The following is a 24,256-nucleotide window of genomic DNA, read 5'->3' as shown; positions in this document are numbered from 1 at the left end:
CCTCCGTCACTTCAGCGTCTTCAGCGCCGCGGCGCGGATCTTTTCGGCGCTTGGCAGCATCGCCGTTTCCAGCGGCTCGGAATAGGGGATCGGCATGTCCGGCAGCGTGACGCGCGCCACCGGCGCATCGAGTTCGTCGAAGGCGTGGTCCATGATCGTTGCCGAAAGCTCGGCGGCGTAGCCGCAGAAGCGCCAGCCTTCGTTGACCACCACGGCATGGTGCGTTTTCGCGATGGAGGCGACGATGGCGTTGACGTCTAGTGGGCGCAGCGACCGCAGATCGACGATTTCGGCCGAAACACCGTCAGCCGCGAGAAGGTCCGCGGCCTTGAGCGCCTCCACCACCATCTTGGAGGTGGCGAAGATCGAGATATCGCTACCCTCGCGCATGGTTGCCGCCTTGCCGAGCGGCACCGTCACATCGCCGTCCGGAACCTCGCCGCGGGTGTTGTAGAGCAGCTTGTGTTCGAGGAAGACCACCGGCTGGTCGTCGCGGATCGCGGCCTTCAGCATGCCCTTGGCATCGGCGGGCGTCGAAGGGGCGACCACCTTGATGCCCGGAATGTGCGCAAGCATGGAATCGAGCGCCTTGGAGTGCTGTGCGCCGGCACCGGCGCCGCCGCCGCCTTGCGTGCGCAGCACGAAAGGCATCTTCACCTGGCCGTTCCAGATGTAGTTGTAGATCGAGGCCTGGTTGACCAGCGCGTCGAGTGTCAGTGGTATGAAATCCGCATACATGATTTCCAGCACCGGCCGTGTGCCGGTCATGGCGGCGGTCACGGCCATGGCGGTCAGCGCCTGTTCGGAGATCGGCGTGTCGCGCACGCGCGTCTCACCGAATTCCTCCATCAGCCCTTTCGTCACCTTGAAGACGCCGCCATAGCGGCCGATGTCTTCACCGAAGAGGAAGACGGAGGGGTCGGCCTGCATCTCTTCGCGCAGCGCCGCGTTGAGCGCTTCGGCGTACCGCATCATGGCCATGTCAGTGCGCCTCGCTATAGGGGTTGCAGGCTTCGTCGATGGAAAATTCCGGCATGGGGTCGGACAGCGCGGTCTCGAAAGCCTCGGCTACCTCGGCCTTGGCCGCCGCTTCGATCGCGGCGAGCTGGGCCTCGCCGACCTTGCCCAAAAGCACCTTGCGCGAGACGCGCAAAGGGTCGCGCGCTTTCCAGGCGGCGATGTCCTCGGGCTTCTGGTAACCGCCCATGTCGGACGTGGAAAACCCCTCAATGCGGTAGGTCTTGCATTCAACCATGCCAGGGCCCTCGCCGCGCCGGGCACGCTCGACCATCGCCGACACGGCGCGGTAGACGGCGACCGCATCGTTGCCGTCGACGATCTCGGCGGGCATCGCGTAGCCGGCGGCGCGGATCGACAGATCCTCGACCGGCGACTGGATGTCGGATGGGACGGTCAAGCCGAACTGGTTGTGCTCAAGCACGAAGACGACAGGCAGCTTCCACAGCCCCGCCATGTTCATCGCCTCGTGGCAGATGCCGGTCTGGGCCGCGCCGTCGCCGAAGATGCACATGGCGACGTTGCCGTTGCCAAGGATTTGCATGGACAGCGCCATGCCGGTTGCCGCCGGGATGCCCGCGCCAACGATGGCGTTGCCGCCGATCACGCCCTTTTCGGCATCGGCTATCAGCATGTGGCCGGCGCGCCCGCCGCAGGCGCCGGTGGCGCGGCCGAGGATTTCGGCAACCACGGGACGCATGGCCATGCCCTTGCCGATGTAGACGGCATGGCCGCGATGGGTGGTGGCGACCTTGTCGCCCGTCTCCAGCGCCGCCGTGGCCGCGACCCCGACAGCTTCCTGGCCGTCGCAACGATGGATCGGACCGCGCGTGCGCCCTTCCTTGTGGAGCGCGCCAAGGCTCTCTTCCAGATGCCGCACCAGCAGCATGCGGCGATAGATTTCCAGATGTTGTTCGACGGAAGGAGTGTTTTTCACGGCTGTCCCCGATCTCATGCCGAAATTAAATACAAAAGTGTCGACACTTTGCAAGGGCTTCCGCGAGGCAGGGTCGAAACAAGTCTGGAAAACCGGATCGATAATGCGGCGGACTACCCGTTTTGGCAGGCCAGCGGGATGGAGCGAAGGGCGCCGAGCATCGCATCGAGATCGGCGCATGGCACGCAGCCGAGCTTTGCGATGTCCTCGGTCACATCCACCGGTAGGCCGGAATTGGAGTCCTTCGGCACTTCGTTCAGCCTTCCGCCGATGAGCACGGGCAGGACAAGTCCGCGCGCCACCATCGCTGCCTTCACCGCCTGCGCGTAGCGAAGCGCCACGCCGTTGTAGGTGCTGACGGCGATGGCATTGGCCCCGGTCTCAGCCGCGTGGGCGACAAGCGCTTCGGGATCGACGGCCACGCCGGCATCGGCAATGGCAACGCCCAGGCCAGCCAGCGCCTGCTCGACGAGATACTTGCCGTGTTCGTGGACGTCGGTCGTACCGATGCAGATGGTCAGGGGTTCTTGCCTTGCCAGCGGTTTTTGCGTCGAAACCCAGCTTGCCGCCTTGTGATTGAGCTCGCGAGCCCATTCGGCTTGGATCAGTGGCGTGCGTCCGCGCGCGCTTGCCACGCCCGGGCCGAAGAGCGCCTCCATGCGCTTCGGACCCATGCGGCGGACGGCAAGCATCAGCGCGGCCGGGTCCCCGGTATCCACCCCGCGCTCGGCCAGCCCCTTCATGGCGGCATCGGCAAAGCGGCGTCCGCCCGCGACAAGCACATCGGCCATCGCCTCCACCTTGGTCCAGTCGAAGACCGGATCGTAGAAAGGCGCGTGCAGCGTGAGCCGGTGAGCGAAGGTCTGCGCGTCGATGATCTCGTCGACATCGGGAATGCGCTGATTCTCGGTCACCGGCACGGGATTGATCGCATGGCCGGAGGGCCATCGCCCGACGGCCAGTATGTCGGCCAGCAGATAGCTTGCCAGGCTTGCGTAATTGCCTGCCGGGGTCGACTGGTAGGAGACGGTATTGCCGAAGATCATGGTGCCTGGCGTGTCGCTGACCCGCACCAGTGCGGCATGAAAGGCGGTGCGCGACAGCGGATCGCTGAAATGGTGGCCGTAGCAATGGGCGAGCCGCGCGCCGATCAGATCCTCGACGATGTGCTTTTCGATCAGCACCATGCCGAGCGCACAGGCCATGTCGACGAACAGTCCCGCGAATCCGTCGTCGAGATTGGAGTGGACAAGGATTTCGGCATCCTGCGCGGCAATCAGGCCGAGCGCGGTGACGGTCGCTTCGGTGGTCGCAACGTCATCGTCCCAGTAAGGCAGCCGGAAGGTGAAATACTGTCCCAGATTGCCGACGGCCGTCGCTCCCGCGGCTATGGCGGCGGCGGTGTTTTCCAGCGCGCCCGGCAGTCCGAGCATGAAGTCGCCGAAATGGGCGGCGGCAGGCGCGGCATTGGTGATACGTGCAAAATCCTCGGGGCCGGTCAGCACGATGCCGGTGCCGCGCGCTGCCTTGGCGCGCATGGCCTGCGGATAGCCCATCGACCAGTCGAGGGTGATGCCGAAACGGTCGACCGTCACCCCTGCCTTGCGGCATTGCCTGTGCACCTCGCCGATCGCTGCAATGGTGCGGTCGACGCTTCTGAAGCCGATATGGGCATGTTGCATGACGCGCCTCTCGGCCGCCGCCTTGCGTTTCCATGCGGCCTCGGAAGGCATTCCGGTCTCGGTGAGGAAGCGGCAACTGCCGAGGCGCCAGTCGCGCGCCATGGCGCGTCCTCCGGCGAGGAGCTCGACACCTGGCTTGAGGCGTGGGTCGATGAGAGGTGGGGCGAGTTCAGCGGTCATGACATTTGCTGTCTGCTTCGGCAATGAAACGGCGAATGATGGTGGCAAAACCCTCGGGATCGGCGAGAGGATGAAAATGCGCGCCGGGAACGACCACATGGTCCGCACCAGGTATCGCGGTGGTGATCGCTTCCGAAAGCTCTGGTGGCGTCAGAATATCGCCAGCGGCCGCAATCACCTGGACCGGGGCGGCGATGCGCGGCAGGTCGGCAAGGCGGTCGTGGTCGAGCAGCATGCGCACGCGCGCGGCGCTGGCGGCAAGTGGCGCCAGGGTCCGAGGGGCGGCGGCGACCGCCGCCTCGAGCTGTCCGGCATGCGCTTCGAGGTAGGACGGTTCGTGGCAGAGCACATGGCCGAGGCGCTGGTAGGTTTCGGCCATGCCGGCCTCCAGCAGTTCGGCGCGAGCGCTGAAGAGCGCATGGAAACGGCTGTCGGCCCGCGCCCAGGAACTGCTGATCGTGTAGCTCAGGCCGAGTTCAGAATGATCGAGCGCCAGCACCTGAGCGATGGCGCCACCGGTGGAATGTCCGACAATATGGGCGGGACCGCCCGTCCGTGCCAGCAGGCCAGCAATGTCGCTGGCGATCAGGGGAATCGAGTAAGGGCTATTCGGGCGATCGCTGCGACCCGCGCCGCGATGGTCGGTGACGATGATGCGATGGTCGGCCTCGAGCAGCCCAACGACGCCGGCCCAGAAGCGGCCGTCGCCGCCGAGCCCGGGGATAAGGAGGAGGCGCGGGCCAATGCTGCCGAACGTCTCGTAGTGAATGCGGCAACCATCGGCGGCGGTGAAGAAGGGCATCAACGATGGCCTTCCAGATCAAGGAGCTCGCCAAGGGTTGCGATGAGGCTGAGTGCCGTGAGCGCGGAAGTCTTGGGATTGTCGGGCGAGGGCGCATTGACGAACCGGAGGAAGGTGGTGCCGGCGGCACTCTCGGCTTCGATCTCGTGGGTGTTGCCGGCGGCGTTCGGATCGGCAACCACGCGCACCGTGACCTTGTCAGGCCCGGCCGCGAGCGCTACGGCGAAAGCCGCGTTGAGGTTCCTCGGATAGAGCTTTGCCGCTTCCGCAGGCGCACCCTCAAAGAGGGTCACGGCACCATTGTCGGCTGACAGGCCGAGAGTGGCCAGTTCCGCCGCCCAGGCGGCAGGCGGTTTGCGCGAGGTATAGCGCACCCGCGCATCGGGAAGTGCCGCTATCGCTCGCAAATAGTCGAGGCCGCCCAACGCGCCTGACGGCAGGACGAAGCGCGCGCCTCCGTTGCGTGCAGCCCCGGCCAGCCGGGCGGCAAGCCCCGGATCGGACAGTGCGCCGACCGAAGCGATGACAGTCGGGATGCCCGCTTCAAGAAGCGCGGGCACGTAAGCGGCCACTGCCTCCTGGCCAGCCGCCTCCACCACCGCCATTGGGCGTATGCCGATGAGCGCGTCAAGCTGTGTGACCGCGCCGACATTCGGCGGCAGGGCCGGGCATGCGCCCTCGCGCAGCAGAGCCACCCAGCGAACCGAACCCTGTGGGAAAGCGGAGACGATCTCGCGCGCGATCGTGCCGTAGCCGATAAGGCCGAGCGTCACCATCAGGGTTTCTTCAGGGGTTCTGTTTCACGGGATCGAACTTGTCGGCGAGGTCCGCTCCGAAGACCGTCTTGCGCTCGATTTCCAGGACGTTTTCCGGGCGCGGAAAATTGGACGGCACGCGGTCGCCCGGTTTGCGCGGCTTGCCGATAAGGCGAAAGAAGTCCTCTAGCCCGTTCGGCACGATCAGCCAGAGCCAGCGCAGGCGTGTCTCGCCATCGTTGATGAACATGTGCCTGACATTCTTCGGCAGGAACACCACGCTGTCCGGGCCTAGCGGATACTCCTTGCCCTCGACGACGGCGCGGCCATGACCCTCGATGACATAGATCGCCTCCTCGTTGCGGTCATGCGTGTGTTCGCGCACATAGCCGCCCGGCGCGACCGATTGCGTGCCCAGCGCGAAGGGGTGCTCCATGCCGACGATGTGCGGCGCGAGCGCGACGTCGATATGGCCGTTTGCCGGTACCGGCTGCCAATAGCTTTCACGCGTTTGGGAATCGGAAATATGGATGCCGGAGGGTGCGGTTGGAAGGCGGGTATCGTCCATGGTTCTGCCTGTCGAAAGGGCTACGAAGATCATGCCGGGCACGCTGCTGACTTGCACGAGGTTACAGCGCAAAAAGTGTCGACACAAGAGTAGACAGATTTAATTTTCTGCTCCTATAGTGCCGTGGCGATGCAGCAGGGGACCGCCAATGGGTGAATTCGACGTTGTGGTCATCGGGTCGGGGTCGGCGGCCTGTTCGGCGGCTTTGAGGGCCGCCAAGGGTGGCCTCAAGGTGCTCGTCATCGAAAAGAGCGAATGGCTGGGCGGCACATCGGCCATGTCCGGTGCCGGGGTCTGGATACCCGCCAATCATGTCGCGGCCGAAGCCGGCATCGCCGACAGCCGCGAGGACGCCCTCACCTATCTGCGCGCAGTCGCGCCCGAAGGGTGGAAGCTGAAGGAAGACACGCTCTGGTGTGCGTTCGTCAAGGCCGCGCCGGACATGCTGCGCTTCCTGTCCGGCAACACGCCGCTCGATTTCCGCCTGATCAACGAGCCCGACCCCTTTACCGAAGCGCCGGGCGGCAAGCTCTACGGCCGCATGGTCTCGCCGAGGCCGCTCAGCCGCCGTATCCTGGGCAGGTTCGCACGGAGCCTGCGCCGCTCCACCCTGCCGCACAGCTTCACTTACCAGGAGATCGTCGACCTGGATGTCTATCACCACCCTATCCGCGCCGGATTCAAGGTCTGGCCGAGGCTTCTTTGGCGATGGCTGACGAATTCCGGCGGCCAGGGCACGGCCCTGATGACCGGGCTCATCAGGGGTTGCCTCGATGCCGGCGTCACCTTCCGGTTGGGAACGCGCGCCGTCACGCTGCTTCAGGATCCGGACTCGCGCATCACCGGCGCGGAAGTGGAGAGCGAGGGCCGACGAACGAAGATTGTCGCGCGCCGCGGCGTCGTGATCGCAACCGGTGGCTTCGAATGGGATGCCGAGATGCGTGGACACCATTTCCCCGGCGCATTCGACCGGATCGGCAGTCCGCGCGGCAACGAGGGCGACGGCCAGAAACTTGCCGCTTCCGTCGGCGCGCAACTGGACCGCATGGATCAGGCGAACGTGTACCCCTGCCTGCCGACGCGCTACCAGGGAAAGCCGCACGGCTTGCCGATGACCTTCCAGGCCGAGCCGCATTCGATCGTGGTCAATCGCGGTGGAAAGCGCTTTGTCAGCGAAAACGCCTTCAACATCGGCGAGGCGATCGATGCGCGCGGGCCGGACGGCGTGCCCGTCAATCTGCCCTGCTATCTCATCGGCGATCATCGGTTCCTGAAAACGTCACTGCCTTTCCGCTGGTATGCCTCCTATGAGCGCGATTGGGTCCAGAAGGCCGATACAATCACCGGCCTTGCCGCCAAGCTCGGGCTGCCGGCGGCGGCACTCGAGGAGACGATCGCCCGCTGGAATGGCTTTTGCGCCAAGGGGCACGATGCGGATTTCCACCGCGGCGAGAACGGTTGGGAGGACTACAAGGCGCATGGCCCCGAGAACCGGCTGAAGCCGATCGACAAACCTCCCTATGTCGGCATGACCATCAATCGATCGATTCTCGGTACCAAGGGGGGCGCCCGCACCAACGAGCGAGCGCAGGTGTTGAGGCCGGATGGCTCGATCATCCCCGGCCTTTATGCTGCGGGACTTGCCATGGCCAATCCTATCGGCACGCGCGCCGTGGGAGCCGGCACGACCCTCGGCCCCAATATGACCTGGGGCTACATCGCCGCCGAGACGATCCTGCATCAGAACCGATGATTGCGGGGCCTGCAGCCCTTGGCATCACGCCATGGCGACGCCGCGCGATCGCTTTTTCTCGGCGGACGCGAGCAGATCGACGAAGGCGCGCACCTTGGCGGGCCGGAACCGGGCCGGTGGAAAGACGGCATGGATGCCGCCGGTAGGCAAGCTCCAGTCGGCAAACACCGGCACCAGCCGTCCCTCGGCGATATCGTCGCTCACGCTGTAATCCGGAAACACGCCCAGCCCGATGCCGGCGAGCACGCAGGCAAGAGCAGCGGGGCTCTTGTCGCACATGACGACCGGGTTGAGTTCGGTCAGCACCGTTTCGCCATCCCTGGAAAACAGCCATTGGCCAATGCCGCGAAGCTGGGCATTGCCGACCCAGGCCAGCGATCTTGCCTGGCGCGGGCTCACGTTCGGCGGCAGGTTTGCGGCGAAGGCAGGGCTTGCCACGACGGTCTGCCGTATCGTGCCCAGGCGTCGCGCCTGGTTCGAGGAATCGGTGAGCCAGCCGACGCGGATGCCGAGATCGATCTGCTCATCCACCAAATTGCTGACCGCGTCGTCGAAGATAGCCTCGATGCGCATATGCGGATAGGTTCTCAGATAGGCCGCCATGACCGGGGCCACCATCTGGGTGCCGTAGTCGAGTGACGCGGTCAGTCTCAGCGTTCCGCTCGGCTCGACCGCTCCATGTGAGATTTCGCCATAGGCGGCCTCCGCCTCCCGCAGGATGATCATCGCGCGGTCACAGAAGAGGCGCCCCTCTTCCGTCGGCGTCACACGCCGCGTCGTGCGTCGCAGCAGCGTTGCGCCCAGTTCCTCCTCGAGCTTGCCGATCTGATGGCTGACCACGGCCTTGGCCACGCCAAGCCGGTCCGCCGCCGCGGTGAACGAGCCGGTTTCCATCACCGTGGTGAAATAGACGAGCCGATTGAGGTTCAGAAGTTCGGTCAAGGCAACTGCTTTGTCTGATTTGATCAGACAGTTTGTATTATTGATCTCTATTTTTCACAAGAGCGCCGTTTGCCATATGGGAGCCAACACACTCGACGGGCGCGGCAGCCCAATATCCCGAACCAGGCCGCTGTCCCGCGCCAAGGATGGCAGCGATGATGACCAATTCAGAAGTGACGTATCTTTTCGATCCGCTCTGCGGCTGGTGCTATGGCGCCACCCCCATGGTCGACAGATTGTTGGCCAGCGGCCTGCGCGTCGAGCTGCTGCCGACCGGCTTTTTCTCCGGCGCCGGCGCACGCCCGATGGATGAAGGTTTTGCCGCCCACGCGTGGGCGAACGACCAGCGCATCGAGCGCCTGACCGGACAACCGTTCACGCAGGCCTATCGGCACAATGTCCTCAATGTCCGCGGCACCTTGCTGGACTCCCATGCCGCCACACTTGGCATCAGCGCCGCCGGCTTGGAAGATCCTAGCCAGCGGCTGAGTGCGCTGAAGGCGATCCAGCGGGCGCGCTATGTCGACGGCCGCGATATCGTGACGACCGGTGGCGTGGCCGAGGTGCTCGTCGCCGCCGGCATGACGGATGCCGCGACAATGCTGGAGGCGCCGACCGAAGCATTGCTGACGGCTCACCGCGAACTGGTCGGCCGCGGCCGCGCGCTGTTCCAGCGCCTGCAAGCCGATGGCGTGCCGTCGCTGGCGGTCATCCGCAATGACGCGCCCCTGCTCATCGGTTCGAACGCGCTGTTCGGCAGCTTCGACAATCTCGTCGCCCATATCGCGGCGGCTTGATCCCATCCCCCAAACCTCCAACAGGAAACGGAAAAAAGACATGGCAAAAGTCGCTCTCATCGGCGCATCCGGCGGCGCCGGCTCGCGCATCCTCAGGGAACTCTCCGATCGTGGCCACACCGTTACCGGCATCGCCCGCAATCCGGAAAAGATCGCTGCCTTGCCAGGCGTGACCGCCAGGAAGGGTGATCTGTTTGACAAGCAAGGTCTCGTCGACCTGATCCGCGGCCATGACGTCGTGATCAGCGCCGTGCATTTCCTGGACAGCGACGCCGACACGCTGATCGCCGCCGTGCGCGCCGCCGGCGTGAAGCGCTATCTTGTTGTCGGTGGTGCCGGCAGTCTCGAAGTCGCGCCTGGCAAGCGTCTGGTCGATACCCCCGAATTCCCGGCGATCTACAAGGCAGAGGCGCAGAAGGGCGCCGACTTCCTGGACAGGTTGAAGACGGTCGGCGATCTCGACTGGACGTTCCTGTCGCCATCCGCTGTGTTCACCCCCGGCGAGCGCACCGGCAAATTCCGCCTAGGCAAGGACACGCTTCTCGCCGCGGACAAGGGCAGCAGCGTTTCCTTCGAGGACTACGCCATTGCCATGGCCGACGAGATCGAGAAGCCGGTCCATGTCAGGCAGCGCTTCACCGTCGGCTATTGATCGAACGAATGGTGTCGTAGAGCCTGTTCCATCCCGATGGTATCGGGATGGGGCTCCATGTGTTTGTTGAGCATGATCTCGTCCGAAAACCAGTTTCCACTTTTCGGATCATGCTCCGAGGCTCAAACGAGCCCGGCCGACGCCAGACGCATCAGCGCTTCACCAACGCCGACACGCCGGTAGGTTTCGGTGACGAGGCCGTCCTTTCTCAGCTCTTCGCGGCGGCGTTCGACAGAGGCGCGTTCCTCGTTGGTCAGGTCGTGTTCCCTTTTGCGGAGCCATTCCTGGTAGGACGGATCAACCTCCTTGACCGGCTTGGCCGCCGTCGACACCGAAGCCGGCCGGCTGTCGGTGTAGCGCGGCCGCAAGGCGCTGTTGGGATTGTATTCGGTTCGCTTGTCGTTGCCTGAAATGACGAGGTCGGGATCCGCTACCCGGCCCGACGGGCTGTAGACGAATGCCGAGGCGATGCGGTCGAGCGCCGCGTCGACTTCCTTCGGCCGATGCATCACCTCGCGCGGCAGGCGATCGGGGACGGCCAGCCGGGTGATGCCGCGATCATTGATGGCATCGAGCACCTCGCGATGATCGCGCGAAGTGATGACTTCGCGCCGGGCAGGCCAGAAATCATAGGGCGCATGGGTCCCATGGCCCTTGCCGATATGGAACGCATAGATTTCCGGGTAGACCGTCAGTTCCGTGCGCCGGCTCGGCTTCACGTCGTAGAACGAGGTGATGGCGATCTGCAGCAGATGGGTGGCGCCGATGCCGCCAAGCGCATCGTCGATCACCAGCCCGAACCGGTCATGCGGGTTCCAGTCCGGCAAGGCCTGCGCGATCGAAGCCGGCTTGCCGTCGATCTCGACGTCGAACATATCCGCCTTCAGCAATGTCACGACATGCATCGGAGTATCCCTTCAATGAGGCGCCGGCCGCCGATTCGTGCGTCCAATCAGACCAAGGAAGGGCCGCACTGTCACCCTTGTTCGGCTTCTTTCCCAATGGCGCCGGGATCGCTAATGTCTTCGGGTTCGGGATATGCGCCCGGCATCATCTGCCATAACGCTGGCAGGAGTTGATGGACAGGCGGGGCTGAGAACGCGCTGATTGCGGCAAGGGGGCGTCATGGAGCACGGTCGGCTGACGAAAAAGGAGCGGCACGAGCTCATCCTGTCGGAAGTGCGCCGGTCGGCGTCGATCCGCATCTCGAAGCTCGCCAGGCGCATCGGTGTCGCCGGCGAAACGATCCGCCGCGATCTCATGGAGCTTGGCGAGGCCGGGCTGCTCAACCGTACCTATGGCGGCGCGACGATTTCACTGGTGACGTCCGAACCGGCCATTTCCGAACGCGGCCTGACCATGGTCGAGGAACGTGCGCGGATCGGGCGCGGCGCGGCCGGCCTGATCGAAAAGGGCCAGATCGTCATGATCGACGGCGGTTCGACAACCTACGAGGTGGCGCGCAATCTGTCGCAATTGGCGCGCAACCTGATCGTCATCACCAACTCCACCGGCGTGGCGTCGGTGACCGGCGCCAACCCGACCTTCCGCGTCATCCTTTGTCCGGGAACCTATGACAGGCGCGAGGGCAGCGTGCTGGGCGAAGACACGGTGGAATTCATCCGCCGCTACAATGCCGACATCGCCATCATCGGCGCGTCTGGTCTGACGGTCGATGGCCCGAACGACATGATATCTGGCGCGGCCGCGGTCAAGCGGGCGATGATCTCGCGCGCGCTGTCGACAATGCTGGTGGTGACCAACGACAAGTTCGGCCGCGCCAGCCTTGAGCGCGTGTGCGCGCTTGGCGACATCGCCGACATCGTCACTGATGTCGAGCCCCATGCCGAGTTGCGCGCGGCGATCGAAGAAGCCGGAACGGAGCTGCATGTTTTTGCAGGCAGCTGACAGTTACGCATAGGGCAGTGCGTTTGTTCAGGCGCTATCCCGGTTCGTCAGTGCAATGTGACAACAGCCGGAGCCGTGGCCCGGCGTCCAGGTGACATTTTCGAAACGCACGCCTGTCGCCTCGAACAGGCCACGGTCGAAGGCGCCGGCGATGCGGCAGAGCGTGGCGAGCTTTTCATCGCCGAGCCCGGCCTCGACCCAGGCGTCCTTCAGCGGGCAGCGTTTGACCTTGAAGGCGATGCGGTCGTTGCCGCGTTGGACATGGGTCGGGTACATGCGGCCGCCATCCGGGCTGACCGCCAGGAAGGCTTCGCCGATCGCGCGCGCGTCGTTGGGGCCGAAGCTGGCGAAAGCCGCTGCCGCCACCTCCTTGCCGCGCTGTTCGATGGTGCGGATCATGATCGCCTCGGCCTTTTCGGCGCCCAGTTCTCCGGTCAGCTCGTCGAGGAACAAGCGGTAGAGATCGGCCCGGTTGCGAAAGGCGGAATCGAGTTCGCGCGACAGCTTTTCGGCTCTGGCTTCGGGGTCGGTCATGATGCGTCCTATAGGCTGGCTCTGTGCAATCTTGGCGCGGCCGCCACCAGCGCCTTGCCGATCACCGATCGCGGCGCGTCGATGACGGCACGGGCATCGCCGCTCTCGGCAACCCGCCCGGCATCGAGAAGGACGACGCGGTGGGCGACTGCCCGGACCACGCCGAGATCATGCGAAATGAAGAGATAGGCGATCCGTTCCTGGCGTTGCAGGTCGAGCAGGAGTTCGAGGATTTGCCCGCGCACCGAAACGTCGAGGGCAGACACCGCCTCGTCGAGTACGATCAGCGACGGTTTCGTGGCGATGGCGCGGGCAATGGCGACGCGCTGCCGCTGACCACCGGAGATTTCATGGATGGCGCGCGGGGCAAGCTCCGCCGCCAGCCCGACGCGCTCCAGCAAGGCGGCGATGCGGCGCGGGCGCTCGGAGCGCGAGGCGATGCCATGGATGCGCAAGGGATCGTCGAGCACGCGCGCCACGGTGGCGCGCGGGTTGAAGGCGGCAAGCGGATCCTGAAACACCATCTGCAGGCGCGCGCGGCGCGCACGCAAGGTGGCGCCACTCAAGGCGAGGAAATCCTTGTCTTCGAATGCGATGCGTCCGGCGTCCGGCTCGGTCAATCGCAGCACCAGTCGCGCGATCGTCGACTTGCCGCTGCCGGAGGGCCCGGCCAGTGCCAGTGTCTCGCCGGGATCGATATGAAAGGAGACCTCGTCGACGGCGGCAATGCTCTTGCCGCCGCGACGGTAGCGTTTGGTGAGATTGGAAACCGTGAGCAGGCTCATGTGGCGAGACCGCTTCGGTTCAGCAACGGTTCGGCGTCGAGGCCGATATGGGCATCGAGCAGCGCGCGTGTGTAAGGCTGGCCTGGGGCGTCGACAATCCGCGCCGTCGCCCCAAGCTCGACCAGTTGGCCGTGGCGGAACACGGCGATGCGCTCGGCAAGCTCGGCCGCCAATGCGATGTCGTGGCTGATGAACAGCAGCGTCATGCCGTCTTCGGCCACCAGCCGCCGGATCAAGGTGACGATCTCGGCCTGCACGATGGTGTCGAGCGCGGAGGTCGCCTCGTCGGCGATCAGCAATTTCGGGCCGGCAGCAATCGCGGCGGCGATCGCCACACGCTGTTTCTGGCCGCCTGAGAGCTGATGAGGGAAGGCCAGCAGGGCCGAGTCCGCGTCCTGCAGGCGGACGCGCTCCAGCAGATTTTTTGCCTTCGCGTACGCCTGCGGCCATGTGAGGCCGAGATGCGTGCGCGCCACTTCGGCAATCTGTTTGCCGATCGGCATCACCGGATCGAGGCTGGCGGACGGATCCTGGAAAACGAAGCCGATGTCGCGGCCGCCGAGGGGTGCCCGGCCGAGGCCGGGCCACTCGATCCGCCCATCGATCTGAGACGCAGCCGGCAACAGCCCGGCAATCGCCAATGCCAGCGTGCTCTTGCCCGAACCGCTTTCGCCGATGATGGCGAAGCGCTCACCAACGGCGAGGTCGAGGCTGATGTTCCTCAGCGCCGCCACTTCGGTGCCGTCGCGGCGGTAGGCGACCGTCAGGTCGCGGATCGAAGCCAGAAAGATCACGACAGGCCTCTTCTCACGGCGGTGGTCTCGACGACGCCCTCACCAGCGAGATAGACGCCCAGTACCGTCAGCACGAGCGCTATGCCCGGGACGATCGACAGGAAGGGGGCGGTGCGCAAAACAGTGCGGCCTTCGGCGATCATGCCGCCCCAGGTGACCCGGTTTGGGTCGCCCAGGCCGAGAAAGGACAGAGCCGCTTCGGTGAGGATCGCTGCGGCGACGATTACCGAGGACATCGCAAGAACCGGCGGCAAGGCATTGGGCAGCACTTCGCGAAAGGCGATCTCGAGCGGATGCATGCCGATGGCGCGGGCGCTGGCTACATAATCGCGCTCGCGAATGGAGAGGACTTCCGCGCGGGCGATTCGAGCAGGCCCTGTCCAGGTGCCAAGCGCGATGGCAATCACCACGATGCCGAGCGACGGCCCGACAACGCTGACGAAGGCCAGCGCCAGCAGGAAGCTCGGCACGGTCTGGAAGGCATCGGTGATGCGCATCAGCATCTCGTCGACAAGGCCGCCGGCAAAGCCGGCCAGCGTACCGATCACAGAGCCGACGACGAGCGCCGCCGCTGCTGCCGCGAGCCCGACGGCGAGCGAGGTGCGGGCGCCATGGAAAAGCTCGGCCAGAACGTCGCGGCCGAGCCGATCGGTGCCGAGCGGCAGCGACGAGTCCTGAAATGGCGGCAAGAGTGCGGGGCCGGCGATCGCTTGCGGGTCACCGGGAAACAGCAGCGATGCCGACAGAGCCATGGCGATCAGTGCCGCCAGGATGATGGCGCCCGCAACTGCCTCGGGCGTGCGCAGATAGCGGCGGAAGCGGCTCATGCATCGGCCTCGCCGGCGCCGACGCGCGGATCGAGGAAGGCATAGGCGATGTCGACGAGCAGGTTGATGACGACGACCAGCACGGCACTGACGAGGATGATGCCGAGCAGCAAGGGCGTGTCGCGCGCGGCCACCGCTTCCTGCGCCAGCCGGCCGAGGCCGGGCACGGAAAAGACGCTCTCGATGACGACGCTGCCGCCGAGCATCTGCGCCGACTGCAGGCCGAGCATGGTGACCAGCGGCAACAATGCGTTGCGGGCGACGTGGGCGAGCACGATGCGGCGGCGCGAAAGCCCCTTGGCGCGGGCGGCCAGCACAAAATCCTGGCGCCAGACCTCTGCCATGCCGGCACGCATCATGCGCAGATAGAGCGCAAGGTAGATGAAGCCGAGCGCCGCCACCGGCAGGACGAGATGGATGGCGATGTCGGCGGCGCGGTCGAGGCCGGTCTTGTCGGAAGCCAGGGTTTCGATGCCGCCGATCGGCAGCCAGCGCAGGTCGACGGCAAAGACCACGATCAGCACCAGCCCGAGCCAAAAGCCGGGTACGGCATAAAGCGCCAGCGAGCCGATCGACAGGAGGCGGTCACGGACACTGCCGGGTCTGGCGCCGGCATAGATGCCGAGGGCGGAACCGAGGCCGAAGGACAGCGCGGTGGCGCTGACCATCAACAGCAGCGTGTTGGGCAGCCGTTCGAGGATCATGTCGCGGATCGGCCTGGAGAACGTCACCGACTGGCCGAGATCGAGATGCAGCAGCGCCCAGAGATAGTTGGCCAGCCGCGTCAGCTCCGACTGGTCGAGGCCCCAGCGGTGGCGCAACAGCTCGATCATGCCGGCGTCGCCGCCGGTCGAGACGATATAGGCGTCGACGGCGTCGCCGGGGGCGGCTTCGACCAGCAGGAAGGTGCCGATGACGACGATCAGCAACACGAAGATGCTGCCGACGAGGCGGCGACGGAGGAGTATCAGGGCGCGGGTCATGCCACTTTCACCCTCCCCCAAGGGGGAGGGTGAACCCAGCGGAGTTGTCCGGCAGGACAGAGGGGGGCGAAGGAACTCTCATTGTCGAACCTGAGCACCCGGATAGACGGTCTGCAAGCCTGGAGAGGTCAGCCCGCCAGATAGGTATCCGCCCAGTTCGAGACCGCCCAGCGCGGATTGTTGGCGATGTTGCCAACCGTATCGCGGGCGACGCTGATGAAACTCCATTCGGCAACGTTGATCAGAGGCAGGTCGGCGGCGACCTCCTTCTGGAACGCCTTGTAGAGGTTGGTGCGGGCGGCGGTGTCGAGCGTTTCCGATGCCTTGGCGATCAGCGCATCGAGCGCGTCGTTCTTGTAGCCGCCCTGATTGGAGAAGGGCACGCCGTCGGGAATGCCGCTCTGTACCAGGATTGTGGTCGAGATCGCCGGGTCGCCGCGGAACACCGGCGGGCCGACGGCAAGGTCGAAGGCGTGGTCGGTGTAGACGGCCTTGATGTGCGCGGCCGAGTCGTTGTTGACCAGCTGGGCGTCGATGCCGATGGCGGCGAGCGCCTGGCGCAGATAGTCGCCGAACTGCTTGGTCTCGTTGAAATAGGGCGCCGGCAAAAGTTTCAGCGTAAAGCGCTTGCCGTCCGGGCCTTTCTTGTAACCGGCCTCGTCGAGCAGCGCGTTGGCCCTGGCGACGTCGAATGGATAGGTCGGCACGTCGGCGGTGTAGAACTGCGGATCGTTCTTCGGCACCGGGCCAGTGGCGGTGGCGGCATAACCGAGGAACACCGTCTTGACGACGAAATCCTTGTCGATGGCGTGCGCGATCGCCTGGCGCACCTTGAGATCGGCCAGTTCCTTGCGGCGATGATTGATCTCGACTACCAGCTGATAGGTGAGCCCTTCATAACCCTTGGAGATCACTTTCAGGCCCGGCACCTTGGAGATGCGGTCGAGATCGGCAAGCGGCACGGCAGAGAAAGCCGCGAGCTGGATTTCTTCGGCTTCCAGCGCGCTCGCCGCCGAAGTGCGGTCGGGCAGCACCTGATAGATGATCTCGTCGAGATAGGGCTCGTCCTTGCCCCAGTAATCCGTGTTCTTCGTCAGCCGGTAATACTGGCCGGCCTTGTACTCGCCGAACTTGAACGGCCCGGTGCCGATGGGCGCGTTGTTGGCCGGGTTGTCCTCGATCTTGCCGACCTCGTAGATGTGTTTCGGCACCACGCTGCTCAGCGCCGGCAGCGCGTTACGGATCAACTGGAACGGTGTCGGCTTGGCGAATTTGAACACGGCGGTGAGATCGTCAGGGGTGTCGACGCTGGCCAGATCCTTGAACACGGTGCGGCCGAGATTCTGCAGCGGCTTCCAGATCTGCAGCGCCGAGAAGGCGACGTCGGCCGAGGTGAACGGCTTGCCGTCATGCCATTTGACGCCGTCGCGCAATTTGAAGGTCACCGACAGCCCATCGGCGGCACCCTCCCAGCTCAAAGCCAGCCGTGGAGCGAGCCCGTCCTTGCCGTCGAAGGAGGCTTCGGCCAGCGTTTCGACGATCTTGCTGGAGATGAAAAAGACGCCGTTGGAGGCGACAATCGCCGGGTTGAGGTTGCGCGGCTCGGAATCGGCGGCGAGCACCAGCCGGCCACCCTTCTTCGGCGTTTGCGCCCGGCCGATATCAGGCATGGCGGTGGAGGCCAGCAGCATCGCCGAACCGGCAAGCATCGTGCGTCTGGAAATCGTGAAACCTGACATGATCGAACTCCGTCCTCTCCGCGACCCGACCGGGTGCGCCAATACCCCCCGGGTGCCCGCGAGCCCGCCAGCATCCCAGCGGTCGCGATTATGAGCCTTGCCGAGGGTTTCGCCAGAGACGGAATTGGCGCATCCTCGCTTGGCTTTGAAATTTCCGTCCGCTGGACCAGTTTGGACGAAGCGGCTGAATTTGCTCATTCTGGTAGGACCAGATTTGTTGAATTGGCGACGGATAGCGCCAGGGTGAGGTCGGTCGGGGCTGTTTTTCCTATTCCTGGATAGACCAGAGTGGGCAAAGTAGTGCAGACTTGACCCACAACCGAGGGATCGGGAGCAGAACAGCCGGCGATCCCAGGCAATTCAGGGAGAGAGAGATGAACATTGCCCCGGGCAAGAGTGCCGTCAGCAATATCCCGTTCGACCAGGCTAGGGTCGACCGGCTGATGGAGGAGGCCGGCATCGATGTGCTGCTCGCCACCTCCAAGCACAACACGCAATATCTGCTTGGCGGCTACAAGTTCATCTTCTTCGCCGCCATGGATGCGATCGGCCACAGCCGTTATCTGCCCGTCGTCATCTATGAGAAGGGCGGGCCCGACCATGCCGCCTATATCGGCAACCGCATGGAAGGCGGCGAGCACCAGAACAATCCGTTCTGGACGCCGACGCTGCACGCCGCCTGCTGGGGCACGCTCGATGCGGCCAACCTCGCCGTCGAGCACCTGCGAAAGATCGGCAAGGCTGGTGCCCGCATCGGCATCGAGCCGGGCTTCCTGCCGTCGGACGCCTTTACGCTGATCCGCAAGGCGCTGCCGGATGCCAAGCTGATCGATGCGACGGCCATGCTGGAAAGTATGCGCGCCATCAAGACCGATGCGGAGCTGGAAAAGCTGCGCACGGCCTCCGAACTGATCACCGATTCCATGCTGGCAACCATTGCCTGGGCACGTGAAGGTACAACCAAGAGCGAAATCATCGAGCAGCTGCGGCGCGAGGAAACCAATCGCGGCGCGCATTTCGAATATTGCCTGCTGACGCTTGGCTCCAGCCACAACCGCGCCGCCTCGCCGCAAGCCTGGAAGAAGGGCGAGGTGCTATCGATCGATTCCGGCGGCAACTATCACGGCTATATCGGCGACCTCTGCCGGATGGGCATTCTCGGCGAACCGGATGCCGAACTGGAGGACCTGCTGGCCGAGGTCGAGACGGTGCAGCAGGCGGCCTTTTCGAAGGTGAAGGCGGGCACGCTGGGCGGCGACATGATTGCTCGCGCCGAGGGCGTGCTGAAGAAATCCAAGGTCGCGCCCTACACGGATTTCTTCGCCCACGGCATGGGGCTGATCACGCACGAAGCGCCATTCCTGATGACCAATCATCCGGTGACCTATGAAGGCACCTATGCGGCCAAGCCGCTGGAAAGGAACATGGTGCTGTCGATCGAGACGACGATGCTCCACCCGACGCGCGGCTTCATCAAGCTGGAAGACACGGTTGCGGTGACCGACGCTGGTTATGTGATGTTCGGCGACCGGGGCCGAGGGTGGAACCGGGGCGGGATTTCATAGAACGCAAGGCCACCCTATAATAAGTTCATCACTTCCCCGGCGCGACCAGCCTGAAGTCCGGCAACTCCCGCAACACCAGTTCCGGCCCGGCCGGCGAATAGACGACGAAGAGCTGCATCGGTCCGTCGCCGGTGTTGAGCGTGGAGTGGAAGCGGCTTTCCGGTACGTAGATAGTGCAGCCGGGACCGACCTTCTCGACCACCGGATTGCCCTTCTCGTCTTCGACCATCTGTTCGCCGTTGCCGGAGATGACGAAGATGATCTCCTCGGCGCCGGGATGATTGTGGCGCGTGTGGCCCTTGCCTGACGGCAGGTCGACGACGCCGCCGGAAAAGCGGTTTGCGCCATTCACTTCGGGCGCGACAGTCAGCGCAAGCCGGCCCCAGTCGAAGCCGAAGGCGCTGACGTCCTTCGGATAGACAAACATTTTGCTCCTGTCGGTCATCTCTCATCATCCCTTCTTTTTCTTCTGCATGGTCTTCTCGCCGCCAAGCGTCACCGCCTTGAAATCCGCGGTCTGCCTGGCGATCGCGGCTTCCGCCGGCAGCCGTTCCATCGAGCTGGCGCCATAGAAGCCGTGCAGGCCCTTGCAGCGGTCGAGGATATAGCGGGCGTCGTCCGGCATCGAGATCGGCCCGCCATGGCAAAGCAGGATGACATCCTTGCGCACCGAACGGGCGGCGGCGGCAATGGCGTCGATCTCGACAATGCAGTCGTCGAGCGACTTGGCCGAGGTGGCGCCGATCGAGCCGCCGGTCGTCACGCCCATATGGGCAACGACGATGTCGGCGCCGGCCTTGGTCATGGCGCGGGCCTCGTCGGGGTTGAAGACATAGGGCGTGGTCAGCAGGTCGAGCTTGTGCGCCTCGGCGATCATGTCGACCTCGAGCCCGAAGCCCATGCCGGTCTCCTCGAAGCTTTGCCGCATGGTGCCGTCGAACAGGCCGATGGTGGGGAAATTCTGCACGCCGGAAAAACCCATCGTCTTCAGTTCGGTCAGGAACAGCGGCATGATAACGAAAGGATCGGTGCCGTTGACGCCGGCCAGCACCGGTGTCTTCTTGACCACCGGCAGCACCTCGTAGGCCATTTCCTTGACGATCTCGTTGGCATTGCCATAGGCGAGAAGGCCTGCGGCCGAGCCGCGCCCGGCCATCCGGTAGCGGCCGGAATTGTAGATGATGATGAGGTCGATGCCGCCAGCTTCCTCGGCCTTGGCCGACAGGCCGGTGCCGGCGCCGCCGCCGACAATCGGCACGCCCTTGTCGATCATTCCCCTGAATTTCTTCAGTATGTCCTTGCGCGGTATGGCGGGCATGTCTGGCCTCTCACTGTCTGGCGATGTCGAGGAAGGCGGCGGTTGCCGCCCCTGCGAATTCGGGATCGTTGATGTGCAGCGGCAAACGCGTCACGCGGCGCCTGCCATTCGGCTTGATGGTGCGCTCGATGGCCTCGAACAGAACGGCGTCGGCTCCCGGGTCGAAGAAGACGCCCCCTTCGATGTCGAGCGCCGAGACGCCTTTTTCCGGAATGAGGAAATGCACCGGTCCCTCACAGAGGGCGAGCCTGGTGCCGATCCATTCGCCGATCTGGCGGCATTCGTCCGCAGTGGTGCGCATCAGCGTGACATTCGGATTGTGCTCGTAGAACAGCCGTCCGCGATAGCGTTCCGGAATGGTCGACGGCGCCCAGAAATTGACCATGTCGAGTGCCCCGACCGAACCGACATAGGGCAGTCCGGTGCGAGCGATCGCGCCGAAGCGGTCTTCCGTCGCCGGCAGCACCCCGCCGAACAGGAGATCGCAGACTTCTGTCGTGGTGATGTCGATGACGCCGGACAGCAGGCTGCTGTCGGCCAGCTTCTCCATGCTGCGGCCGCCGGTGCCGGTGGCATGGAAGACCAAGCAGTCATAGGTCGAACGAAGCCGGTCGGCGATGGCGGTCACGCAAGGCGTGGTGACGCCGAACATGGTGAGCCCGATCGACGGCTTGCCGTCGGGTGGCGGCGCTGGTCTGGCCGCCATGCCGGAAATCGCCTGGGCGGCATTGTGCAACACGACACGGGAAAGCCGGTTCAGTCCAGCCATGTCGGTCACCGATGGCATCATGATAATGTCGGAGACGTCGACATAGGGTGCGGTATCGCCCGAGGCGAGCGTCGAGACCATGATCTTCGGGAGGCCGAGCGGCAGCGCGCGCATGCCCGACGTGATGATCGAGGTGCCACCGCCGCCGCCAATGCCGATCATGGCGGCGATGTCGTTCCTCGATTGAGCAAAGCGGGCGAAGGCGATGCCCATCGCCGCGACCGCGGCGCCGCGATCATCGCCGCCGAGCACGGCTTTGCTTCCGCCGGGGTGATGGTTGGCAATTTCCTGCGCGGTGATGTCGACGGGGATGGTTGCGTCGCGCGTTCCGACATCGACGCGGGACACGGCGGCACCCGTGGCGGCGATGGCATCGGCCAGGAAGGCGAGTTCCTCGCCCTTGGTGTCAGCGGTGCCCACCACATAGATGCGCTTCATTGCGTTCCCCAATCCAGGCGGGCCTGGCGTCACCGCTTGCCGCTCTTTTGCCCGCCCGTTCGACCACCCGAAGGCCATTGCAATTTTTTGAGACGCGCGTATCGTATTGACATGGATGTCTCACGTCAACAAGCCGCAGTGAGCGACGACACCGCCGAGGGAGCCGAACGTGGACCCCGCGCGCGCACCAAACGGCTGATGCTGGAGACGGCGACGAGGCTGATGCAGGCCGGCGTCACGCCGTCGGTCAGTGAGGTGGCGGAAGCCGCGGAAGTTTCCCGCGCGACCGCCTATCGCTATTTTCCGAGCCAGGCCGCACTGGTGCAGGCTGTCGTCGACGAGGGGCTGGGGCCAATCCTGACCTGGCAATCGACCTCCGCCGATGCCGAGCGCCGGGTCGCCGACCTGTTCAATACGGCCATGCCGCGCATCGAGGCGTTCGAGGCGACGTTCAAGGCGGCGCTGAAGCTGTCGCTCGATCAGTGGGCGAGGCGCCAGGCCGGCACGCTGGGTGGTGAGCCGGCCTTCACGCGCGGCCACCGCGTACAATTGCTGAAAGAAGCGATCGCGCCGCTCAAGGGCCGCTTGCCGCCGCGCGATTTCAAGCGGCTGGCGCAGGCGCTGTCGCTGATCTTCGGCGTCGAGGTGCTGATCGTGCTCAAGGACATCTGGGGACTGGACAGCCGCAGCATGATGTCGGTCGCGCAATGGGCAGCAGCGACGCTGGTGCGTGCCGCGATCACGGAATCGATCGGCGAAGGAAACAGCGTCGATCCAACGGCAGTCGTGAAATAGCACGTATCTGGTTAGACCAGATTTGCGTGCTGACTACTGATATTAACCGCAGTGCGGGGTGCCGGACAACACCTCCGCGTATCACTGAGTAGGAAAATCATGGGAAAACAGGCAGATAAAGCCGTAATCCGGTAGCAATGGACAGGTCGAGTTGCCAAGAAAGGGCTTGACGCGCATGCGAAATTGGTAATACCAGATCAGGGAAGAAAAGCGGATCGAAAGTGAGGGCTGCGATCCATTTTCCGGCAGGGCGAGGAGGCCCGGAACCGGAAGAGCGCGATCACGGGAGGAACTACCGGAGCCGGCCCCGTTGCCGGCTCGCATGACAGGGTAGAATGCGCACAAGGGAGGAAATCATTATGCGCAAGTTAGTGACCAGCGTGCTTGCTGGTATCGGCTTAACGCTTGCCTGCGGAACGTCCGTCTACGCGCAGGAAAAGTCGCTCACCATCTTCTGGGCGGAATGGGATCCGGCCAACTATTTGCAGGAACTCGGCAACGAGTACGAGAAGGAAACCGGCGTCAAGATCACGGTGGAAACGACGCCGTGGTCCGACTTCCAGACCAAGGCCTTCACCGAGTTCAATGCCCATGGCGACGCCTACGACTTGGTCGTCGGCGACTCACAATGGCTCGGCGCCGGCTCGACCGGCGGCCACTATGTCGACCTCACCGACTTCTTCAACAAGTACAAGCTGAAAGACGTGATGGCGCCGGCGACGGTGAAATACTACGCCGAATATCCCGGAAACAGCGGCAAATACTGGGCCATCCCGCTCGAAGGCGACGCCGTCGGCTGGTCCTATCGCAAGGACTGGTTCGAGGATCCCAAGGAGAAGGAAGCCTTCAAGGCCAAGTACGGCTACGACCTCGATGTGCCGAAGGATTTCAAGGCGCTGCGCGACATCGCCGAGTTCTTCTACCGGCCGGACCAGAAGAAATACGGCATCGCCATCTATACCGACAATTCCTATGACGCGATGGCGATGGGCTTCGAGAACGCGCTGTTCTCCTATGGCGGCGAGCTTGGTGACTATTCGACCTACAAGGTCGACGGCATCATCAACTCCGACAAGGCGGTGGCGGCACTCGACGCCTACAAGGAGCTCTACAAGTTCACGCCTCCGGGCTGGGCCAAGTCATTCTTCGTCGAGGACAACCAGGCGATCACCGAAAACCTGGCCGCGATGAGCATGAACTACTTCGCGTTCTTCCCCTCGCTGATCAACGAGGCGTCGAACCCGAATGCCAAAAATACCGGCTTCTTCGCCAATCCTCCTGGCCCCGGCGGCGACCAGTTCGCAGCGCTCGGCGGTCAGGGCATCTCCATCGTCTCCTACTCGCAGAAGCAGGACGAGGCGATGAAGTTCCTTGAATGGTTCATCAAGGACGAGACCCAGAAGAAGTGGGCGGCACTTGGCGGCTACACCTGTAGTGCCGCCGTGCTGAAGTCACCTGAATTCCAGAGCGCCACGCCCTACAACAAGGCCTTCTACGAGACCATGTTCAAGGTGAAGGACTTCTGGGCGGTGCCGGAATACGCCGAACTGCTGCAGCAGCTCAACCAGCGCGTCTACCCCTACATGATCGGCGGCGAAGGCACCGCCAAGGAGACGCTCGACGCTTTGGCCGGCGACTGGAACGCGACATTCAAGAAGTACGGCCGCGTCAAGTAACAATCATGCTTCACGGAGGGGGCGTTGGTGCCTCCTCCGT

Annotated in this window: 24 protein-coding genes; 7 read left to right on the top strand and 17 right to left on the bottom strand. The window is 64.3% G+C overall.

Translation table 11 applies throughout. The features are described from left to right. Positions 1-6: 6 nt before the first annotated feature. The 6 genes from NR193_RS15625 to NR193_RS15600 all read right to left on the bottom strand — a co-directional run bounded on the left by NR193_RS15625 (position 7) and on the right by NR193_RS15600 (position 5,941). Positions 7-981: an alpha-ketoacid dehydrogenase subunit beta gene (locus NR193_RS15625; protein WP_256751700.1), complete on the bottom strand. Its 975-nt coding sequence runs from the start codon at positions 979-981 to the stop codon at positions 7-9. A 1-nt stretch (position 982) separates the two neighbouring features. After that, positions 983-1,954, bottom strand: a complete 972-nt coding sequence (locus tag NR193_RS15620; RefSeq protein ID WP_256751699.1) for a thiamine pyrophosphate-dependent dehydrogenase E1 component subunit alpha — start codon at positions 1,952-1,954, stop codon at positions 983-985. A 113-nt stretch (positions 1,955-2,067) separates the two neighbouring features. Further along, the gene (locus NR193_RS15615; RefSeq protein WP_256751698.1) at positions 2,068-3,816 is read right to left on the bottom strand and encodes a hypothetical protein; all 1,749 of its coding nucleotides are present in this window, start codon (positions 3,814-3,816) and stop codon (positions 2,068-2,070) included. After that, entirely contained in the window at positions 3,806-4,618 is an 813-nt protein-coding gene (locus tag NR193_RS15610) for an alpha/beta fold hydrolase (protein ID WP_256751697.1), read from the bottom strand. Before NR193_RS15610 ends, NR193_RS15615 begins: the two co-directional genes overlap by 11 nt. Then, complete coding sequence (locus NR193_RS15605) at positions 4,618-5,394, bottom strand: aspartate dehydrogenase (protein WP_256751696.1); 777 nt, start codon at positions 5,392-5,394, stop codon at positions 4,618-4,620. The genes NR193_RS15610 and NR193_RS15605 overlap by 1 nt, the downstream gene beginning before the upstream one ends. Positions 5,395-5,404: 10 nt before the next feature. Then, positions 5,405-5,941 carry a cupin domain-containing protein gene (locus tag NR193_RS15600; protein WP_256751695.1) on the bottom strand — a complete coding sequence of 179 codons (537 nt, stop codon included), beginning with the start codon at positions 5,939-5,941 and terminating at the stop codon, positions 5,405-5,407. Positions 5,942-6,089: 148 nt separating this feature from the next. Here NR193_RS15600 and NR193_RS15595 point away from each other — a divergent pair, with 148 nt between their 5' ends. Next, positions 6,090-7,694 carry an FAD-dependent oxidoreductase gene (locus NR193_RS15595; protein WP_256751694.1) on the top strand — a complete coding sequence of 535 codons (1,605 nt, stop codon included), beginning with the start codon at positions 6,090-6,092 and terminating at the stop codon, positions 7,692-7,694. 24 nt (positions 7,695-7,718) lie between these two features. On the opposite strand, the gene NR193_RS15590 is transcribed toward NR193_RS15595, so the two are convergent. Beyond that, positions 7,719-8,636: a LysR family transcriptional regulator gene (locus NR193_RS15590; protein ID WP_256751693.1), complete on the bottom strand. Its 918-nt coding sequence runs from the start codon at positions 8,634-8,636 to the stop codon at positions 7,719-7,721. Positions 8,637-8,794: 158 nt separating this feature from the next. Here NR193_RS15590 and NR193_RS15585 point away from each other — a divergent pair, with 158 nt between their 5' ends. Together NR193_RS15585 and NR193_RS15580 are read left to right on the top strand one after the other, a co-directional pair. Continuing rightward, a complete protein-coding gene (locus NR193_RS15585) occupies positions 8,795-9,433 on the top strand; it encodes a DsbA family protein (RefSeq protein WP_256751847.1) in 639 nt (212 codons plus the stop codon). A 40-nt stretch (positions 9,434-9,473) separates the two neighbouring features. Continuing rightward, positions 9,474-10,085, top strand: coding sequence for an NAD(P)-dependent oxidoreductase (locus NR193_RS15580; protein WP_256751692.1), 612 nt, complete (start codon positions 9,474-9,476; stop codon positions 10,083-10,085). Between the two features lie 122 nt (positions 10,086-10,207). Here NR193_RS15580 and NR193_RS15575 read toward each other — a convergent pair whose 3' ends face one another. Then, positions 10,208-10,990 carry a hypothetical protein gene (locus NR193_RS15575; RefSeq protein WP_256751691.1) on the bottom strand — a complete coding sequence of 261 codons (783 nt, stop codon included), beginning with the start codon at positions 10,988-10,990 and terminating at the stop codon, positions 10,208-10,210. A gap of 220 nt (positions 10,991-11,210) precedes the next feature. On the opposite strand from NR193_RS15575, the gene NR193_RS15570 reads away from it, so the two are divergent. After that, a complete protein-coding gene (locus NR193_RS15570; RefSeq protein ID WP_256751690.1) occupies positions 11,211-11,993 on the top strand; it encodes a DeoR/GlpR family DNA-binding transcription regulator in 783 nt (260 codons plus the stop codon). Between the two features lie 27 nt (positions 11,994-12,020). Here NR193_RS15570 and NR193_RS15565 read toward each other — a convergent pair whose 3' ends face one another. The 6 genes from NR193_RS15565 to NR193_RS15540 all read right to left on the bottom strand — a co-directional run bounded on the left by NR193_RS15565 (position 12,021) and on the right by NR193_RS15540 (position 17,655). Then, positions 12,021-12,527, bottom strand: coding sequence for an L-2-amino-thiazoline-4-carboxylic acid hydrolase (locus NR193_RS15565; protein ID WP_256751689.1), 507 nt, complete (start codon positions 12,525-12,527; stop codon positions 12,021-12,023). 8 nt (positions 12,528-12,535) lie between these two features. Continuing rightward, positions 12,536-13,312, bottom strand: coding sequence for an ATP-binding cassette domain-containing protein (locus NR193_RS15560; RefSeq protein WP_256751688.1), 777 nt, complete (start codon positions 13,310-13,312; stop codon positions 12,536-12,538). Further along, positions 13,309-14,106 (bottom strand): ABC transporter ATP-binding protein, encoded by a 798-nt coding sequence (locus NR193_RS15555; RefSeq protein ID WP_256751687.1) that lies wholly within the window; start codon positions 14,104-14,106, stop codon positions 13,309-13,311. The genes NR193_RS15560 and NR193_RS15555 overlap by 4 nt, the downstream gene beginning before the upstream one ends. Then, the gene (locus NR193_RS15550) at positions 14,103-14,933 is read right to left on the bottom strand and encodes an ABC transporter permease (RefSeq protein ID WP_256751686.1); all 831 of its coding nucleotides are present in this window, start codon (positions 14,931-14,933) and stop codon (positions 14,103-14,105) included. Before NR193_RS15550 ends, NR193_RS15555 begins: the two co-directional genes overlap by 4 nt. Further along, entirely contained in the window at positions 14,930-15,916 is a 987-nt protein-coding gene (locus tag NR193_RS15545; protein ID WP_256751685.1) for an ABC transporter permease, read from the bottom strand. The genes NR193_RS15550 and NR193_RS15545 overlap by 4 nt, the downstream gene beginning before the upstream one ends. 128 nt (positions 15,917-16,044) lie before the next feature. Beyond that, positions 16,045-17,655, bottom strand: coding sequence for an ABC transporter substrate-binding protein (locus NR193_RS15540; protein ID WP_256751684.1), 1,611 nt, complete (start codon positions 17,653-17,655; stop codon positions 16,045-16,047). 374 nt (positions 17,656-18,029) lie between these two features. Between NR193_RS15540 and NR193_RS15535 the strand changes: the two genes are divergently transcribed. Further along, positions 18,030-19,220 (top strand): Xaa-Pro peptidase family protein, encoded by a 1,191-nt coding sequence (locus NR193_RS15535; protein WP_256751683.1) that lies wholly within the window; start codon positions 18,030-18,032, stop codon positions 19,218-19,220. 28 nt (positions 19,221-19,248) lie between these two features. On the opposite strand, the gene NR193_RS15530 is transcribed toward NR193_RS15535, so the two are convergent. Genes NR193_RS15530 through NR193_RS15520 form a run of 3 tightly spaced genes read right to left on the bottom strand, consistent with a single transcriptional unit; the run spans position 19,249 to position 21,745 of the window. Next, positions 19,249-19,665, bottom strand: coding sequence for a cupin domain-containing protein (locus tag NR193_RS15530; protein WP_256751682.1), 417 nt, complete (start codon positions 19,663-19,665; stop codon positions 19,249-19,251). Positions 19,666-19,671: 6 nt separating this feature from the next. After that, entirely contained in the window at positions 19,672-20,538 is an 867-nt protein-coding gene (locus tag NR193_RS15525; protein WP_256751681.1) for a phosphoenolpyruvate hydrolase family protein, read from the bottom strand. A gap of 10 nt (positions 20,539-20,548) precedes the next feature. Further along, positions 20,549-21,745 carry a Tm-1-like ATP-binding domain-containing protein gene (locus NR193_RS15520; RefSeq protein WP_256751680.1) on the bottom strand — a complete coding sequence of 399 codons (1,197 nt, stop codon included), beginning with the start codon at positions 21,743-21,745 and terminating at the stop codon, positions 20,549-20,551. 111 nt (positions 21,746-21,856) lie between these two features. Between NR193_RS15520 and NR193_RS15515 the strand changes: the two genes are divergently transcribed. Then, on the top strand, positions 21,857-22,540 hold the full coding sequence (locus NR193_RS15515; RefSeq protein WP_256751679.1) for a TetR/AcrR family transcriptional regulator: 684 nt from the start codon (positions 21,857-21,859) through the stop codon (positions 22,538-22,540). 359 nt (positions 22,541-22,899) lie between these two features. Beyond that, on the top strand, positions 22,900-24,216 hold the full coding sequence (locus tag NR193_RS15510; protein ID WP_256751678.1) for an ABC transporter substrate-binding protein: 1,317 nt from the start codon (positions 22,900-22,902) through the stop codon (positions 24,214-24,216). Positions 24,217-24,256: the final 40 nt, after the last annotated feature.

This window comes from Mesorhizobium sp. Mes31 (assembly GCF_024519675.1).
In the GTDB taxonomy this organism is placed as follows: domain Bacteria; phylum Pseudomonadota; class Alphaproteobacteria; order Rhizobiales; family Rhizobiaceae; genus Mesorhizobium.
The sequence above is the reverse complement of the archived record's forward strand: the minus strand, read 5'-3'. Positions and strand labels throughout refer to the sequence as shown.